General features: G+C 68.5%; 17 protein-coding genes. 5 read left to right on the top strand and 12 right to left on the bottom strand.

The annotated features are described in order from the left end of the window. Positions 1 to 146: 146 nt before the first annotated feature. The 4 genes from JJL56_RS28505 to JJL56_RS28490 form a co-directional block, all read right to left on the bottom strand. A complete protein-coding gene (locus JJL56_RS28505) occupies positions 147 to 1862 on the bottom strand; it encodes an EAL domain-containing protein (RefSeq protein ID WP_186453040.1) in 1716 nt (571 codons plus the stop codon). 273 nt (positions 1863 to 2135) lie between these two features. Further along, positions 2136 to 3218, bottom strand: coding sequence for a 5-(carboxyamino)imidazole ribonucleotide synthase (locus tag JJL56_RS28500; protein WP_200487170.1), 1083 nt, complete (start codon positions 3216 to 3218; stop codon positions 2136 to 2138). 3 nt (positions 3219 to 3221) lie between these two features. Next, positions 3222 to 3689 (bottom strand): 5-(carboxyamino)imidazole ribonucleotide mutase, encoded by a 468-nt coding sequence (gene purE, locus JJL56_RS28495; RefSeq protein ID WP_145628644.1) that lies wholly within the window; start codon positions 3687 to 3689, stop codon positions 3222 to 3224. A 181-nt stretch (positions 3690 to 3870) separates the two neighbouring features. Further along, the gene (locus JJL56_RS28490; protein ID WP_035672505.1) at positions 3871 to 4071 is read right to left on the bottom strand and encodes a YdcH family protein; all 201 of its coding nucleotides are present in this window, start codon (positions 4069 to 4071) and stop codon (positions 3871 to 3873) included. 201 nt (positions 4072 to 4272) lie between these two features. Here JJL56_RS28490 and JJL56_RS28485 point away from each other — a divergent pair, with 201 nt between their 5' ends. From JJL56_RS28485 to JJL56_RS28475, 3 genes are read left to right on the top strand one after another with little or no spacing between them, the layout of a single operon-like run. Further along, positions 4273 to 5358 (top strand): ATP-dependent 6-phosphofructokinase, encoded by a 1086-nt coding sequence (locus tag JJL56_RS28485; RefSeq protein WP_014239910.1) that lies wholly within the window; start codon positions 4273 to 4275, stop codon positions 5356 to 5358. Between the two features lie 27 nt (positions 5359 to 5385). Then, positions 5386 to 5844, top strand: a complete 459-nt coding sequence (locus JJL56_RS28480; protein WP_200487168.1) for a TIGR02444 family protein — start codon at positions 5386 to 5388, stop codon at positions 5842 to 5844. Between the two features lie 13 nt (positions 5845 to 5857). After that, positions 5858 to 6445 (top strand): GNAT family N-acetyltransferase, encoded by a 588-nt coding sequence (locus tag JJL56_RS28475; protein ID WP_200487167.1) that lies wholly within the window; start codon positions 5858 to 5860, stop codon positions 6443 to 6445. Here JJL56_RS28475 and JJL56_RS28470 read toward each other — a convergent pair. Beyond that, on the bottom strand, positions 6429 to 6821 hold the full coding sequence (locus JJL56_RS28470; RefSeq protein ID WP_145628508.1) for a hypothetical protein: 393 nt from the start codon (positions 6819 to 6821) through the stop codon (positions 6429 to 6431). The genes JJL56_RS28475 and JJL56_RS28470 overlap by 17 nt on opposite strands. 216 nt (positions 6822 to 7037) lie before the next feature. Here JJL56_RS28470 and JJL56_RS28465 point away from each other — a divergent pair, with 216 nt between their 5' ends. Further along, positions 7038 to 8825: a tetratricopeptide repeat protein gene (locus tag JJL56_RS28465; protein WP_200487165.1), complete on the top strand. Its 1788-nt coding sequence runs from the start codon at positions 7038 to 7040 to the stop codon at positions 8823 to 8825. Here the strand turns inward: JJL56_RS28465 and JJL56_RS28460 are convergent. The 5 genes from JJL56_RS28460 to JJL56_RS28440 form a co-directional block, all read right to left on the bottom strand. Further along, positions 8809 to 10173 carry a flagellar hook-basal body complex protein gene (locus JJL56_RS28460; RefSeq protein WP_200487164.1) on the bottom strand — a complete coding sequence of 455 codons (1365 nt, stop codon included), beginning with the start codon at positions 10171 to 10173 and terminating at the stop codon, positions 8809 to 8811. The genes JJL56_RS28465 and JJL56_RS28460 overlap by 17 nt on opposite strands. Before the next feature lie 199 nt (positions 10174 to 10372). Next, positions 10373 to 11065 carry a carbonic anhydrase gene (locus tag JJL56_RS28455; RefSeq protein ID WP_014239916.1) on the bottom strand — a complete coding sequence of 231 codons (693 nt, stop codon included), beginning with the start codon at positions 11063 to 11065 and terminating at the stop codon, positions 10373 to 10375. 57 nt (positions 11066 to 11122) lie between these two features. Next, entirely contained in the window at positions 11123 to 11716 is a 594-nt protein-coding gene (locus tag JJL56_RS28450) for a UbiX family flavin prenyltransferase (protein ID WP_200487163.1), read from the bottom strand. 158 nt (positions 11717 to 11874) lie between these two features. Continuing rightward, positions 11875 to 12492 (bottom strand): DUF1013 domain-containing protein, encoded by a 618-nt coding sequence (locus JJL56_RS28445; protein ID WP_145628520.1) that lies wholly within the window; start codon positions 12490 to 12492, stop codon positions 11875 to 11877. A gap of 321 nt (positions 12493 to 12813) precedes the next feature. Further along, entirely contained in the window at positions 12814 to 13818 is a 1005-nt protein-coding gene (locus JJL56_RS28440; RefSeq protein WP_145628523.1) for an NAD(P)H-quinone oxidoreductase, read from the bottom strand. A 206-nt stretch (positions 13819 to 14024) separates the two neighbouring features. Here JJL56_RS28440 and JJL56_RS28435 point away from each other — a divergent pair, with 206 nt between their 5' ends. Further along, positions 14025 to 14213 carry a DUF1192 family protein gene (locus tag JJL56_RS28435; RefSeq protein WP_200487162.1) on the top strand — a complete coding sequence of 63 codons (189 nt, stop codon included), beginning with the start codon at positions 14025 to 14027 and terminating at the stop codon, positions 14211 to 14213. 54 nt (positions 14214 to 14267) lie between these two features. Here JJL56_RS28435 and JJL56_RS28430 read toward each other — a convergent pair whose 3' ends face one another. Beyond that, complete coding sequence (locus JJL56_RS28430) at positions 14268 to 15107, bottom strand: DUF2189 domain-containing protein (RefSeq protein ID WP_145628529.1); 840 nt, start codon at positions 15105 to 15107, stop codon at positions 14268 to 14270. Between the two features lie 145 nt (positions 15108 to 15252). Then, positions 15253 to 15459 (bottom strand): DUF4169 family protein, encoded by a 207-nt coding sequence (locus JJL56_RS28425; protein WP_200487160.1) that lies wholly within the window; start codon positions 15457 to 15459, stop codon positions 15253 to 15255. Between the last annotated feature and the right edge of the window lie 182 nt (positions 15460 to 15641).

Genomic DNA, 15641 nt, shown 5'->3' with positions numbered 1-15641 from the left:
GCGGGCGCGACGCTCCCACTGGAAACGCCGCACCCAAACCGATAAAGACCAGCTGTAGTACTAAGCCGATCTTCGACAGCCGATCTTCGACAGCCGCTCTCTGACACGACCCGGTTGACGTCCGGACGCGCGGAACCCGCCGCGCGTCAGCCTTTCCGGAGAACCTTGCCGCCTGTGCCGGCCATTTTCGCCCAGTCCTTCGCGAAATAGGCGAAGTCGCGGGACGGGCGGCTGTAGAGGTAGCCCTGGGCCAGCGACACCCCCAGCTCCGTCAGGAGCTGCGCGTGCTCCGGCCCTTCCACCTGCTCCCCGATCAGCCCGAGTCCCAACTGGCGGCACACGTCCACCATGGACCGCAGCATCGCCATGTCGCGCCCGTTGTTCACTGCGCCGCGGACGAAGTGCCCGTCGATCTTCGCGAAGTCGGCCTGGATGCCGTAGAGCGACTGGAAGGAGGTCGATCCGGCCCCGACATCGTCCAGGCAGATGCGGAACCCGGCGGCGCGGAGTTTTTGCAAAACCTCGTTCAGCTTGGCGATGTCGGTGACGACGACGGTCTCGGTCACCTCGATCAGCAGCTTGCGGGCAAGCTCGCCATAGGGCTCGGTCACCGCCAGGAACTGGCGCAGGAAGATCGGGCTCATCAAGGTCTTGGCGGACAGGTTGATCGCCACGTCCGGCAGGGTCGGCTCCTTGCGGTGGGCGCTCATGGTGTCCAGCACCGACTGCGTCAGCAGCAGGTCGAAGTCGTAGATCAGCCCGACATCCTCGGCGAAGGTGATGAAGTCCGCCGGGGACAGCGTGCCCTCCACCCGCGTCAGCGCTTCGAGATGATGGACGGTCCGCGTTCCGATATCGACGATGGGCTGGTAGACCACGAAGAAGTCGCGCTTCTCGATGGTCGCGCGCAGCCGCCCGATGCGGTCCACCGCGTCGGACAGCATCCGCTTGGCGCCGTCCTCCAGGCTGGAGATGGTGAACTCGCCGCCCTGGGCCGAGGCGAAGGCCTGCACCGTGTAGACCAGCGCGCGTGCCGCGTCGGCCGGGTCCAGCCGTTCGTCCGAGACGTCCAGCGACCAGGTGCGGATGCCGCCGGGCAGTTCGCCGCCGGCGCTCTGGATGATCTGGGTGATGTGGGCCTGCACCTCCTGCCCGTCGATGTCGGAGGCGTGGACGACGCCGTAGCGGTCGGTGGCCAGCTGCCCGGCGCTGTCGCCGTTGGCGGAGATCGCCCGCAGATAGGCCTCGATCCCCTGCATCACCTCGCTCGCCGCCCCTTCGGGCAGGGCGTCCACCATCGACTGCAGGCCGTCGATCAGCAGCAGGGTCAGGGCGTTGTCCAGCCCCTTCTCCCGCGCCTTGATGATGCGGTCCTCCAGGATGTGGCTGAAGGCGTTGCCGTCCAGAAGCTGGCCCGCCGCGGCCAGCGCCTCGTTCGTGTTGCGCGGGCCGGAGGCCAGCAGGACCGTCAGGAACAGCGATCCGGGGCAGGAGTCGAGACGGCAGCCGCCGAGCAGCGCCGGAAAGCGGTTGCCGTCGCAGCCCTGGAAGACGACGCGCGCCGGCTTGATGCGGCCCTTGTCCTGGATGCGCTTGAAGAGGACGTTGACGTATTTGCGGTCGTTCGGCGCCACGACGTCGAGCAGGCTGGTGCCGACCAGTCCGGCCACGTCGCCTTCGGTCAGGCGGCAGCGCGCGCCCGCGCTGAACAGGATGTTTCCCCGCGCATCCGTCTCGATCAGCAGATCCGCGGCGGCGAAGGCAAAGCCGACGAAGCGGTCACGCTCGCGGTGCGACGGGCGTCGGACCTGCGCGTTGGTCTGCGGCACCGGGCGTCTGATCGAGTCATGCGCAAGCTGCATCGGCAATAGCCCGAAATTGAGAAAAAGTTTATCGAATTGCGTCATTCATTCAACGGAGACTAGCCGTGTTCCCGTTCTGAAAAAAGCGGCAAGATTCATCCCGGCGTTCCGAACAAACTATCGGAACATAGAATTTTCAATGATTTAAAGGAAAACATGGTTTTGAGCCGCGCCGGATTACCGCACCCGACGCGAGAAAAAATGAACGGCGGGCCGTTCCGGAACAGGAAACGGCCCGCCGCGGCGATCGAACAGGGGGGATCGACCGGACGGTCAGGAGCGGGGACGGAGCCGGGTCACATGGCCCATCTTGCGGCCGGGACGGGACTCCGCCTTGCCGTAGAGGTGCAGGCGGGCGCCGGGTTCGGCCATCAGGTCCGGCCAACGATCCGCGTCGGCGCCGATCAGGTTCTCCATCTCGGCGTCCGCCACCCGCTCCACCGAGCCCAGCGGCAGGCCGCAGACGGCGCGGACGAGCTGCTCGAACTGGCAGGAATGGCAGGCGTCCATGGTCCAGTGACCGGAATTGTGCGGGCGCGGCGCCATTTCGTTGACCAGCACGCCGCCGTCCGGAGTCACGAACATCTCCACCGCCAGCACGCCGACGAGGTCCAGCGCCTCGGCGATGCGGCGGGCGACCCGTTCGGCCTCCACCGCCGTCTCCGCCGGAACGCGGGCCGGGGCGATGGTCTTGTCGAGGATGCCGTCCTTGTGCCGGTTCTCCACGGCGGGGTAGGCGGCCATGCTGCCGTCCAACCCGCGGGCGACGATCACCGAGACCTCGCAGGTGAAGGAGACGAAGCCCTCCACGATGCCGGCGTCGGAACGGATGGCCGCCCAGGCCTCCGCCGGGTCGGTGCCCGGCTCGATCCGGGCCTGCCCTTTGCCGTCATAGCCGAGGCGGGTGGATTTCAGGATGCAGCGCGGCCCGATCTCCGCCACCGCCTTCGCCACCTCGTCGGCGCTGCGGGCGGCGCGCCAGGGGGCGGTGCCGATGCCCAGCGCGTTGACGAAAGACTTCTCCTCCACCCGGTCCTGGGCGACCGACAGCACCGTGCCGCCGGGATGGACGGGGGTGAAGCGGCCGAGATGCTCGACCACGGCGACCGGGACGTTCTCCCATTCCAGCGTCACCACGTCGACGGAGCGGGCGAAGGCCTCCAGCGCGTCGAGGTCGTCCCAGCCGGCGGAGGTGAAAGCCGCCGAAACCTGGGCGCAGGGGCTGCCCTCCGATCCCGGCGCATAGACGTGCGTCTTGTAGCCCAGGCGGGCGGCGGCGAGCGCGGTCATGCGGCCGAGCTGGCCGTCGCCCAGCATGCCGATGGTCGAGCCGGGCGGAAGGATGCGGTGGGCCATGGTTCAGGCGGGCTCGTCGACGGGGGCTTCGGCAACAGCGGCGGTCTGGCGGGCGCGCCAGGCGTCCAACGCCTCGGCCACCTGTGGGTCCATCAGGGCGATGACCGAACCGGCGAGCAAGGCTGCATTGATGGCGCCGGCCTTGCCGATGGCCAGCGTGCCCACCGGAACGCCGCCGGGCATCTGGACGATCGACAGCAGGCTGTCCATGCCCTTCAGCGCGTGGCTTTCCACCGGGACGCCGAAGACGGGCAGGGGGGTCATCGAGGCGGCCATGCCCGGCAGGTGGGCGGCCCCGCCGGCCCCGGCGATGACCACCTTCAGGCCGCGGTCGCGGGCGGTGGTGGCGTACTCGACCAGGCGCTGCGGGGTGCGGTGGGCGGAGACGATCCGGACCTCGTGCGGCACACCGAGCGCGGTCAGCGTCTCGGCGGCGTGCTTCATGGTGGTCCAGTCCGACTGGCTGCCCATGATGATGCCGACCAGCGGCTTGCGGTCGGTGGTGGCGGCGATGGATGCGGACACGGCGCGCGCTTTCCTCTAGGTCCGGAAAGCGGCGCATTATAGAAAGCGCGCGCACGGAGTCCAGCGCCACGCGATGCGCCGGGCCGTGTTCCCCGCCGAAAAGCGGCGTCAGGCCCAAAAGGCGGCGTCAGGCGATGATGTCGGGGAGCATGCGGCTTTCCAGAACCATGATCTGGTCCTTGAGCGCGAGCTTGCGCTTCTTCAGACGTTGCATCTGAAGCTGGTCGAACGGCGCACGTTCGTGCAGTCGGGCGATCACGTCGTCGAGGTCGCGATGCTCGCTGCGAAGCGTGGCCAGTTTTTCCTTCAGCATCTCTTGTTCGTTCATACGCGCGGGGCCCGCTGGCTGAGCGGCGGGGACTATACCAGATTTCCGGCGCAACGGCAGTGCGAAACCACGCATTCTTCGCAGGGTTATAATCCGGTCGCCGGAATGTAATATACTCGGAGGACCAGAACCATTGCGGTGGAGCAACGTTCTGGTATGACTACCTTTCGCAGCGGTTCCAGACGACACGGGACAGTCTCCATGACAGCAGGCAAGCGCATCGGCATTCTCACCAGCGGCGGCGACTGCGCCGGGCTGAACGCGGTCATCCGCGCGGTGGTCCACCGGGCCGTCCTGACCTACGGCTGGCAGGTCCTGGGCATCAAGGAAGGCACCCAGGGGTTGCTGCAGCGTCCGGTGCAGTATCAGGTGCTCGACCTGCCGCAGGTCGACGGCAACATGATGCGCATGGGCGGCACGATCCTCGGCACGACCAACCGCGGCGACCCCTTCGCCTACCCGATGGCGGACGGCACGCAGAAGGACCGGTCGGACGAGATCATCGGCGGCTACCGCGAGCTGGGGCTGGACGCGCTGATCGGCATCGGCGGCGACGGCAGCTTCGCCATCCTGAAGAAGCTGGCCGACAAGGGCGGCTTCCAGATGGTCGGCATCCCCAAGACCATCGACAACGATCTCGGCCTGACCGAGGTGTCGGTCGGCTACGACACCGCCGTCGGCGTGGCGGTCGAGGCGCTCGACCGGCTCCAGCCGACCGCGGCCAGCCACGCCCGCGTCATGGTGCTGGAGGTGATGGGCCGCGACGCCGGCCACATCGCGCTGGCCGCGGGCATCGCCGGCGGCGCCGACGTGGTGCTGATCCCCGAGATCGCCTATTCCATCGAGAAGATCGCCCAGAAGATCAAGCAGGTGCGCTCGACCGGCCGCAACTTCGCCCTGGTCGTGGTGTCGGAGGCGGTGAAGACCGTCGACGGCACCGGCGTGCAGAAGCTGTTCCAGGGCGGCCAGAAACGCTACGGCGGCATCGGCGACTACATCGGCGAGAAGATCGCCGAGGCGACGGGGGCGGAAACCCGCGTCACCGTCCTGGGCCACGTCCAACGCGGCAGCATGCCCAGCCCGCGCGACCGTCTGGTCGCCTCGGCCTTCGGCGTACACGCCGTGGACCTGATCGCCGAGGGCAAGTTCGACCGCATGGTCGCCTGGTCGGACCGCGGCGTCATCGACGTTCCGATCACCGAGGCCATCGCCAAATACGCCTGCGTGGAGCTGGACGGCGCCATGGTCAAGACCGCCCGCGGCCTGGGCATCAGCCTGGGCGACTGAGCGGGGCTTGTGGGGAGGCAGGCGGCGATGTCGGAAAACCCGCTCTGGGACTTCTCGCTCGCCGTCTACGGACGGCCCGGCGTGTCCGCCGCCTGCCTCGATCTTCAGGACCGGCTCGGCCAGGACGTGAACGTCCTGCTGTTCGCCGCCTGGGCGGGTATGGCCTGCAAAGCCGACCTGCCGGCGGACGAGCTGGCGCGGATCGACTCCGCGGTCGCTCCCTGGCGGGCCGAGGTGGTTCGCCCGTTGCGCGCCGTCCGCCGCCGGGCGAAGGGGGAGGATGACGCCCTCTACCGGCGCCTGAAGGCGGCGGAGCTGGAGGCGGAGCGCGTCCAGCAGGATCGCCTTTTCGCCCTGTCCGGACTCACGCCCGCGCCGGGTGGCGGCGTCACACTGGCGGCGGCCAACCTCTACCGGCTGGTGCCGGAGGGGGACCCGGCGGTGATGACGTTGCTGGCGGCGCTCGGCACGCCGCCCGAGCCCTGACGGCACCGGTGCGATGACGACTCCGGCCATCCTCACCTCCTCCCGGCTGATCCTGCGCCCTTGGCGTGACGGGGATGGCGATGCCTTTCACGCGCTGTCGCAGAATCCCGTGGTGATGGAGCATTTGCTGCCGCTTCCCGACCGGACGGCCAGCGACGCGGTGATCCGGCGCATCGGCGAGCATTTCGACCGGCACGGCTTCGGCTTCTGGGCGGTGGAGCGGCCCGGACGCAGTCCCTTCATCGGTTTCGTCGGGCTGGCCCGCGTGACGTGGGAGGCGCCCTTCGCCCCGGCCGTGGAGGTGGGGTGGCGGCTCCACCCCGACCATTGGGGGCAGGGGCTGGCGACCGAGGCCGCCGGGCTGGCGCTGGCCCACGGATTCGGTGCGGTCGGTCTGGACGAGATCGTGGCCTTCACCGTGCCGGCGAACCAACGGTCGCAACGGGTCATGGAGCGGCTGGGGATGGAACGCGACGCGGCGGGCGACTTCGATCATCCGCGGGTTCCTGACGGGCATCGCCTGAAGCGGCATGTCCTCTACCGCATCGGGCGCGACCGTTGGCAGGCTGGGATCAGCGCTGGTGTCAGCGGACCAGGATGAGGCTGTTGCGGTCGCCCGTCTCGTCGGAGACCTGGAAGGGCTTGCCGACGTAGAAGGCCTGGCAACGCTTGCCGCCGGACAGGCGGGTCAGTCCGGCTTCCCACTCCTGCCCGCGCGGGCCGAGGATGCGCAGTTTCAACTGGTCGAGCAGCGGGAAGATCTGATAGCCCTCGAGGTCGAGCGGCTCTCCCTTCGCGGAAAAGGCGTCCTGGTTCAGCGTGAGGGTCTTGCCGTTGAGGTCCAGCTTGACATCCTGCGCCCACGGGCAGCCGCCGCCGGCGGGCTTGTCGCTGGCCGCGGCCGGGTCCACGGTCAGAACCGCCGGGACGAGGGCACAGGTCAAGGCGAGCGCGCAGATGTTCAAGGTGCTTTTCATCGGCAAAGTGCTTTTCATGGGCGGGACGCGGTCCTCGCGCTGAATACCCCGGTATGCTTCGGGGCGATGGATGCAGCATAATTTTAGCAAAAGTGAAATGCAACGCGGGGCTTCTCGTGGGTGGGTTGCGGGAACGGCAGGACTTGTGACAAATCCGGCAGCGGGTCCGCATGGTCCACCGGCTTCCAGTACCCCTCTCACCATCGGTCACTTCCCATGGCGACGATCATCGAGGCCCTTCTGGCCGCCATCGAGCATCACCAGTCGGGCCGTCTGGCCGAGGCGGCGACGCTCTATGGACGGATTCTGGAGGCCGATCCAGAGCAGCCCGATGCCGCCCAGTTTCTGGGCGTGCTTTACGCGCAAGTGGGGCGTCCGGCGGATGGAGCGTGCCTGTTGCGCCGGGCGCTGGCGCTGCGGCCCGACTCGGCGGGCGGGCAATCCAACCTGGCCGGGGCGCTTCAGACCATGGGCGACGCGGCGGGGGCGGAGGCCGGTTACACCCGCGCCCTGCGGCTGGACCCGTTGCTCGCCGACGCCCACGCCAGCCGGGCCGGCGCCCTGCGCGACCTGAACCGGGTGCCGGAGGCCGCCTGCTCGGCGCAGCGGGCGCTGGCGCTTCTTCCAGCCTCGGCGGAGGCCTTGGTGAACCTCGCCGAAACGGCCCTGGCCGGACGGCGGGCGGAGGACGCGGAGCGGGCGGCCCGCCGCGCCGCCGCGCTGGCGCCGGGATCGTCGGCGGCCTTGATGATGCTCGGCTCCGCCTGCGCGGCGCGGAAGCGCTGGGACGAGGCGGAGGCCGCCTACCGCGTGGCGTTGGACCTCGCCCCCGGTTATGGCGCGGCGTGGGGAAATCTGGGGTCGCTGCTCGCCGGGCAGGGCAGGTTCGACGAGGCGCTGGAGGCCTTTGCCACGGCCGAGAGGCACGGCTTTTCCGGCCCGTCCCTGTGGGCGGCGCGCGGCAACGCGCTGCTCGCCATGGCCCGACCGGTGGAGGCGCTCGCCGATTTCGACCGGGTGCTGGACGTACGACCCCACGACGCCGGGATGCGCTGGAACCGCGGCTTCGCCCGGTTGCTGGCCGGGGATTGCGAGGGCGGTTGGCCGGAGTTCGACTGGCGCCGCAACGACGCGCGGGCGGAACCGCCGTGGCGCCGCTTCGTGCAGCCCACCTGGAGCGGCGGCGACATCGTCGGGCGCACCATTCTGCTCTATGCCGAGCAGGGGATGGGCGACACCCTGCAGTTTGTCCGCTACGTCCCGCTGGTGGCGGAGCGCGGGGCGCGGGTGATCCTTGAGGTGCAGCAGCCCTTGATGAGCGTGCTGGCGGGCTTGCCGGGAGTGAAGCGGTTGATTGCCCGCGGCGATCCGTTGCCGGACTTCGATCTGGAATGCCCGCTGATGAGCCTGCCGCGTGTCTTCGGTACCAAGCTGGACGACGTGCCCGCCGCCGTGCCGTATCTGCGCCCCGATCCGCAGCGCGCCGCCGCCTGGGGCGAGCGGCTGGCGGGCGGGCAGGGGCTGCGGGTCGGGCTGGTCTGGGCGGGCAACCCGCGCTTTCCCGGCGACGCGCTGCGCTCGCCCCGGCTGGCCGGGCTGCGGCCGGTACTGGACGTGCCGGGCGTGCGCGTCTTCGGGCTTCAGAAGGGGCCGGGGCGGGAGGATCTGGAGGGGGTGGGCATGCCGGCGTCCTTCACCGACCTCGGGCCGGAGATCGCCGATTTCGCCGACACCGCGGCGATCATGGCCAACCTGGACCTCGTGATCTCCTCCTGCACCGGGCCGGCCCATCTGGCCGGAGCGCTGGGCGTGCCGGTCTGGGTGGTGCTGCCCCTTTCGCCGGATTGGCGCTGGCTGCTGGGGCGGGAGGACAGCCCCTGGTATCCCTCTGCAAAGCTGTTCCGCCAGACGCGCGTCGGCAACTGGGCGGAGGTGGCCGGGCGGGTCGCCGAAGCGCTGCGGATCGCGGCTCTTAAGACGTCGCCTTTTAGGATTTCAGGGTGATCGTCGTCGTGGTCATCTCGTCGGCGGTGGACACCAGCTTGGAGGCGGCGGAGTAGGTGCGCTGCGCCTGGATCAGCGTGGTGAACTGCTCCTCGATCTTGACGTTGGAGCCCTCGACGCTGGCCGTGCTCAGCGACGCCCCGACGGTCTTCGGCGCGCTGGTGCCGGTTTCGTTGGTCAGGTTGCCGAAGGAGTTCAGGCGGATGGCGCCCGAATTGGCGCTGGTCCGGAACATGGTGCCGGACACGCTTTCCAGATCGGTCGGGTTGATCACCGTCGCGTCGGGGATGCGGTAGATGTAGCGCTGCCTGCCGCCCTGGAAGTTGGCGGCGACGAAGCCGTCCGCGGTCAGCTCCGCCCCCTGATAGGTGCCGGCCCGGATGCCGTTGTTACCCTGGACGATGCCCAGATCCATGCCGGCGATGGTCGTGATGGAATTGTTCATCTTCCCGTAGGAGCCGAGATCCAGCGTCGTCTGGGCGAAGTCGCCGCCGGGATTCAGCGTCAGGGTCACCGGGGCGCCGGTGTCGCCGCCGGTCAGCGTGCCGTTGCGGGCGAAGTTCAGCGTGCCGAGCGATTGCCACGTGGTGGGGTCGTTCACGTTGCCGTTGCCCACCGGTTTGCCGTCGGCGCCGATGACGCCGGCGTTGAAGACCTGCCATGTCGAGGTGCCGTCCTCCGCCTGCCCGGTCTTCAGGAAGCGCAGGGCCATCGCCCCGTCGGCGCCGTTCTTGTCCACCATGTTCAGAACGACGCCGGTGGTGTTGGCCGTGGTGATCTGGCCGGTTACGGGGGCTTGGTCGTACGGCAGGTTGAGGTTCAGCGACGCCTGGGTCGAGGCCTCCCGGTAGTCCTGCAACCCGCTCAGCGAAACCGGGGTCATGCTGCTCAGGCTGCCGAAGGAGCCGGTGCCGCTGGCGGGGTCGAGCTTGAAACCCATCAGCGCCTTGCCAGCGCCGTTCACCAGACGGCCCTCCTTGTCGGGAGAGAAGTCGCCGGACCGTGTCAGGAAGACCGAATCGTCGCTCGTCCGGGTCGCGGTCGTACCGGCCTGGGCATCCAGGTCCTGGACGAGGAAGAAGCCGTTGCCGACGATGGCCGCGTTGGTGGTGACGCCGGTCTGGGTGACGGTGCCGCCACTGTGGTCCAACCGCTCGAAGGCGCGGACACCGTTGCCGGGGTCCTTGTTGCCGCTGCGGTCGCTCAGCACGAAATCGGCGAACTGGGTCTCCGACGCCTTGAAGCCGGACGTGGAGGCGTTCGCGATGTTGTTCGAAATGGTGCCCAGGGCGCGGTTCTGCGCCGTCAGCCCGAGAACGCCATTGTTGAAGATCGTGGTGATGCCCATGGTCCGGCCGCCTCATTCCCGTCGACGCGCGTCCGTTGGAACGCACCGCGCAAAGAACTGCAACCGTCGTGCCAAAAGGCGAAAGAGGGCTTTGTGCGGCCCTCAGGGCGATGGGATGGGCAGAAATTTCCCGGCGGACTTGGCTCCTCACCGTCCGCTGGGCAGCTTTCGCCCACCCGGCACCTTCAATCGACCGGCCTCAATCGACCGGTTCGAACATCTTGGTCTGGGAGTTGATGGCCCACAGGTCGCCGCTGTCCAGGTCGAACCACCAGCCATGCAGCTCCAGCGTTCCGGCCTCCACCCGCTCGCGGACGAAGGGGAAGGTCATCAGGTTGTCGACCGACGTGCGGACGGCGGCGCGCTCGATCACGTCGGGCTTCTGCTGAAGACGCTCGAACTCGGCCTTGCGCCGCTCCTCGTCGGTATCCCCCTGGGCGGGCGGGATGTAGGGATCGAGCGCCGCGCTGGCGATGGACACCCAGGGCGACACGAAGTCGTTCTGGTCCGGTTCGCCCTTGCGCAGACGGATCAGCCCCTGGATGCCGCCGCACAGGGCGTGGCCAAGGACGATGACGTGGCTGACCTGAAGCACCCGCACCGCGTATTCGATGGCCGCCGAGGTGCCGTGGTAGCTGCCGTCCGGCTGGTAGGGCGGGACGAGGTTGGCGACGTTGCGGACGACGAACATCTCGCCCGGCTCCGCCTGGGTGAGCAGAGCCGGATCGACGCGGCTGTCGGAGCAGCCGATCATCAGGATCTTCGGCTTCTGCCCCTCCTCGACGAGCTGACGCATGCTGTCGGGCCGGCGCTCGTAGTAACGGGCGCGGAAACCTTTCATCCCGGCGAGAAGCTGACGAATCGGAACGTCCTGGTCGCGGGTGTGTGGCATCGTTCTGATACCCCTCTTCGGTCGGGATTTAGCGGATGCGGTATAGCCCAGGCCGGGTCATGTTTCCAGAACCTCCGCAGGCGCCGGCTCGCCCCAGCGGCGGACGATGCCCGCGTCCAGCCCGAACAGGTCGAGCGCCCGTCCCACGGTGTGGTCCACCAGATCGTCGATGGTTTGCGGGCGGTTGTAGAAGGCGGGGACCGGCGGGGCGATCACCGCGCCCATCTCGGCCAGCTGGGTCATCGTGCGCAGGTGCCCGAGATGCAGCGGCGTCTCGCGCACCATCAACACCAGCGGGCGCCGCTCCTTCAGCGTGACGTCGGCGGCGCGGGTCAGCAGGGTGGAGGTCACGCCCGTGGCGATCTCGCTCATCGTGCGGATGGAGCAGGGGGCGACGATCATGCCCATGGCGCGGAAGCTGCCGCTGGCGATGGCCGCGCCGATGTCGGCGGCGGCGTAGGACACGTCGGCGAGAGCGCGCAGCTCCGCCACCTTCATGTCCGTCTCATGGGCCAGGGTGACCTCGGCGGAGCGGCTGACGACGAGGTGCGATTCGACGCCGGTCCGGCGCAGCACGGACAGAAGCCGGATGCCCAGGATCACGCCCGAGGCTCCGCTGATGCCGACGACAAGACGGGAGGGTGCAGTCATGCCGAAGAAGTAGCGCGTGGGCGGTGTGTCGTCCAGAGCGCGGTCTTCGCGCGCCGCGCGCCGCGCGCCGCGCGCCGGGGCGGAGGGACGGGCCGCTCCCGGCGCACAAAAGCAAAAAGCCCCCCTCCCGCCGGGGGAGAGGGGCCGGGGAAGCGGCGTCAGCGCGCCTCCTGCCGTTCCGAATAGGACGACTCGTCGCCGTAGCCGTCTTCGCCGTCCTGCGCCTCGCGCTCCTCCTGGGACAGCGGAACGCCGCCGCGGCGGACGGCCAGGGCCAGCGCCTCCTCCAGCTCGCGCTGGGTGCACAGGCCGAGCAGCACCGGATTGCGCGGCTTGATGTTCGGGGCGTTCCAGTGCGTGCGGTCGCGCACCGCCGCGATGGTCGGCTTGGTCGTACCGATCAGGCGGCAGAGCTGGGCGTCCGACAGCTCCGGATGGTGCTTCAGCAGCCAGGAAATGGCGTCCGGCTTGTCGCCGCGCTTGGTGATCGGGGTGTAGCGCGGCCCCTTGGACCGGGCCGCCGGCAGCGGCAGGTCGGGGACCAGCAGCTTCAGGCGCAGATCCTGGTTGCGCTCGCAGCGTTCGATCTCGCCCTTGGTCAACTGACCGTTGGCCACCGGGTCCAGCCCGACCATGCCGACCGCCACCTCGCCATCGGCGATGGCCTGGACCTCCAGGGAATGCAGGCCGCAGAAGGCGGCGATCTGCTCGAAGGTCAAGGATGTGTTCTCGACCAGCCAGACGGCCGTCGCTTTCGGCATTAAGGGCAGTGCCATCGTCCCTCCTGACAACTCCAACCCGATCGCACCCGCTGGCGGGTGGCGCGATCGGCCATACTTTACCGGATGGTCCCGAGCTTCGCCCTCCATATAGGGCCGGAACCGTTCGATGTAAGCGTGCTCGGGCAGGCGGCCGGGAAAACCCGGACACCGATCCTTCTGCTAACCGTCTTGGCGCGCTTTAGCAAGCCCACCCGGCTGTCCGGGAACAAGAATGAAGCGAAAAAAATGCTTGAAAGGGAATTCCCGGCTGTGAAACCGGGGAATGCCCTTCGCAATCCAATGGTTCGCGGGTGCAGCGACGGTCAGCCCCCGGCCTCAGGCCACCGTCATGACGATCTTGCCGATGTGCGCGCTCGATTCCATCAGGGCGTGCGCCTCGGCCGCCTGCTCCAGCGTGAAGACCTTGTGGATCACCGGCTTGACCGTACCGCCTTCCAGCAGCGGCCAGACCTTCTCGCGCAGGGCGGCGGCGATGCGGCCCTTCTCCTCGACCGAGCGGGCGCGCAGGGTCGAGCCGGTGAGGGTCAGACGCTTGGTCATCACCGGGAACATGTTGATGGAGACCTTCGGCCCCTGGAGGAAGGCGATGGAGACATGCCGCCCGTCCGGGGCCATGATGCCGATGTCGCGGGCGATGTAGTCGCCGCCGACCATGTCCAGCACCACGTCGACGCCGCGCCCGTCCGTTTCCTTCTGGATGACGGCGGCGAAGTCCTCGGTCTTGTAGTCGATGGCGCGGTCGGCCCCGAGTTCCTCGCAGGCGCGGCACTTCTCGGCGCTGCCGGCGGTGGTGAAGACCTTGGCGCCGAAGGCTTTGGCGAGTTGGATGGCCGTGGTGCCGATGCCGCTGGAGCCGCCATGGACCAGCAGGGTCTCGCCGGGTTTCAGCGCGCCGCGCTCGAACACGTTGGTCCAGACGGTGAAGAAGGTTTCCGGAACGGCGGCGGCCTCGACCATGCCGTAGCCTTTCGGGACGGGCAGGAGCTGCGGCGCCGGAACCACGCAGTACTGGGCATAGCCGCCGCCGGCGATCAGGGCGCAGACCGCGTCGTCGGCGGCCCACTCCATGACGCCCTCGCCCAAGGCGACGACGCGCCCGGCGATCTCCAGGCCGGGCAGGTCGGAGGCCCCCGGCGGCGGGTCGTAGCGGCCCTGGCGCTGCAGCATGTCCGGACGGTTGACGCCCGCCGCCTCCACCGCCACCAGCACCTCGCCGGGGCCGGGCACCGGGGCTGGGCGCTGCACGGTGCGCAGGACCTCCGGGCCGCCGGGTTGCGAAATCTCCACGCAGGTCATGCTGTCCGGCAGGGCGATGCCCATGGTGTCTTCCCCATTCCTCGTTGACGCGGCGTCCACCGATCCGATCCGGTCGTCTCCAATCCAGGCGGCCGGGCCGTTTGTGTCCGCAGGCGTCCAAAGTTAGAATTCCGCACCGGCGCTGACAAGCACGCCCCGCCGGCCTTTCCGATGGGCGGGAAGCGGACGGCGCGGGGCAGGGATGCGCGGATGCGGGAGGACGAGCCCCTATGGACATCGATGATCTGGAGCCGCGCAAGACCAAGCCGGCGCTGAAGGACCTGAGCGCGCTGGGCGTGGCGGAACTGAAGGACTACATCGCCAAGCTGGAGGCCGAGATCGCCCGCGCCCGCGCGGCCATCGCCGCCAAGGAGGCGCAGAAGAACGCCGCGGAGGCCTTCTTCAGGAAGCCGTCCTGAGAATGGGAAAAGCCCCTCGCCCGGGATGGGAGAGGGGCATCGGGCTGAATGACCTCAATCCGCGCCGACCAGATCGCGGTAGCAGTGCCAGGAGGCATGACCGATCAGCGGCAGGGCCAGCGCCAGGCCGAGGAAGCCGGTGACCATCCCCGCCGCCGTGAACAGCACGATCAGGAAGGCCCAGCCGGCCATGGTCCGCAGATTCGCGCGCAGCACCGCGACGCTGGTCGCCATGGCGGTGAAGCTGTCGGTCTCGCGGTCCAGCAGCATCGGGATCGACACCACGCTGACGGCGAAGACCGCCGTGGCGATGACGCCACCGACGATGGTGCCGGTCAGCAGGAACGGGATCGTCTGGGCCGAGAAGAAGATGCGGTCGACCAGCTGGTCGAAGGCCGGCGGTTCCGTCGCGAAGAACAGCGCGAACAAGAGGAAGGCGATCCGTATCCAGGCCAGCATGGCCAGCATCAGCGCCAGCCCGATCCCGGCGATCTGCACGCCGTTGCGGCGGTAGGCCCCGACGACCTTCATCAAGGTCGGCGTTTCCCCCCGCTCCAGCAGGCGGCTGGTCTCGTAGAGGCCGACGGCGAACACCGGCCCCAGCAGCATGAAGCCCGCCGCCATCGGCAGAACCAGATACTGCATGTCCTGCATCGACAGAACCGCCACAAGCGCGAGGCTGGACAAGACCGCCAGCAGGCCGTAAGCGGCGCTGATCGTGGGGCTGGCGCGCATGTCGCGCCAGCCGGCGCTCAGCCACACCCAGGGGCGGTCGACGTCGACGCTGCGGATTCGCGGAAGATAGGATGCCGGCTTGTGGAATTCGGAGGGTTCTTTGCGCCGGACCGGCCGATGGAATTGGGACGCACCGCGGTGAGACGACATGTCGACCATGTTGATGGTCCTCCCCTTTGCCCATTGCGCCTCTCGTGAGGGGGGAGTGTAGCAAAGCGGACCGCTGCGTTCCAGATTGTCTTATGGACGAATTGTTTGAATGCCTAATTGTCACAAAAGCGATACCAAAGCACGAGCTTGGCGGTCACTCGCCGGCCTTTTCGCCGCCGGCCTTTTCGCCCTCAACCTTCTTGCCGTCGAGATCCGCCTTGCGGCGCTCGGCGTCCTGATGATCGCGCAGCTTCTCGGCCTTGGTGCGCCCGAAGCGGACGCGGTTCTCCTCGGCGGTTTTTTCGCGCTCTTCCTTCTGGCGCATCTTCCGGAAGCGGTTCAGGTTTACGACATCGGCCATGGGGCGCGTCTCCTGAGGGCGGGGCATATCGTCTTTTGGGCAACTCGGCCGTTGGAATGCCCAAATTGCTTGTTTTCTTTCGGGACGATAGTTTAGCGGAACCCCGTGCCACCCGGAAGACCGGAGCGTGCGCCGGGGGTTCCCGCGGCTTGAGGCGGACATTTTTTGGCAGGAATACGGCG

The sequence above is a fragment of the Azospirillum aestuarii genome, assembly GCF_016632405.1.
In the GTDB taxonomy this organism is placed as follows: Bacteria; Pseudomonadota; Alphaproteobacteria; order Azospirillales; family Azospirillaceae; genus Azospirillum; species Azospirillum aestuarii.
This window is presented reverse-complemented; position numbering and strand designations above follow the sequence as displayed.

Coding starts and splice junctions, on each gene's coding strand:
- JJL56_RS28455 (WP_014239916.1), bottom strand. CDS start 11,065: ATGCCACACACCCGCGACCAGGACGTTCCGATTCGTCAGCTTCTCGCC.
- JJL56_RS28480 (WP_200487168.1), top strand. CDS start 5,386: ATGTCGGAAAACCCGCTCTGGGACTTCTCGCTCGCCGTCTACGGACGG.
- JJL56_RS28440 (WP_145628523.1), bottom strand. CDS start 13,818: ATGGGCATCGCCCTGCCGGACAGCATGACCTGCGTGGAGATTTCGCAA.
- JJL56_RS28490 (WP_035672505.1), bottom strand. CDS start 4,071: ATGAACGAACAAGAGATGCTGAAGGAAAAACTGGCCACGCTTCGCAGC.
- JJL56_RS28475 (WP_200487167.1), top strand. CDS start 5,858: ATGACGACTCCGGCCATCCTCACCTCCTCCCGGCTGATCCTGCGCCCT.
- purE (WP_145628644.1), bottom strand. CDS start 3,689: ATGGGCAGCCAGTCGGACTGGACCACCATGAAGCACGCCGCCGAGACG.
- JJL56_RS28460 (WP_200487164.1), bottom strand. CDS start 10,173: ATGGGCATCACCACGATCTTCAACAATGGCGTTCTCGGGCTGACGGCG.
- JJL56_RS28430 (WP_145628529.1), bottom strand. CDS start 15,107: ATGGTCGACATGTCGTCTCACCGCGGTGCGTCCCAATTCCATCGGCCG.
- JJL56_RS28425 (WP_200487160.1), bottom strand. CDS start 15,459: ATGGCCGATGTCGTAAACCTGAACCGCTTCCGGAAGATGCGCCAGAAG.
- JJL56_RS28435 (WP_200487162.1), top strand. CDS start 14,025: ATGGACATCGATGATCTGGAGCCGCGCAAGACCAAGCCGGCGCTGAAG.
- JJL56_RS28500 (WP_200487170.1), bottom strand. CDS start 3,218: ATGGCCCACCGCATCCTTCCGCCCGGCTCGACCATCGGCATGCTGGGC.
- JJL56_RS28505 (WP_186453040.1), bottom strand. CDS start 1,862: ATGCAGCTTGCGCATGACTCGATCAGACGCCCGGTGCCGCAGACCAAC.
- JJL56_RS28450 (WP_200487163.1), bottom strand. CDS start 11,716: ATGACTGCACCCTCCCGTCTTGTCGTCGGCATCAGCGGAGCCTCGGGC.
- JJL56_RS28485 (WP_014239910.1), top strand. CDS start 4,273: ATGACAGCAGGCAAGCGCATCGGCATTCTCACCAGCGGCGGCGACTGC.
- JJL56_RS28470 (WP_145628508.1), bottom strand. CDS start 6,821: ATGAAAAGCACCTTGAACATCTGCGCGCTCGCCTTGACCTGTGCCCTC.
- JJL56_RS28445 (WP_145628520.1), bottom strand. CDS start 12,492: ATGGCACTGCCCTTAATGCCGAAAGCGACGGCCGTCTGGCTGGTCGAG.
- JJL56_RS28465 (WP_200487165.1), top strand. CDS start 7,038: ATGGCGACGATCATCGAGGCCCTTCTGGCCGCCATCGAGCATCACCAG.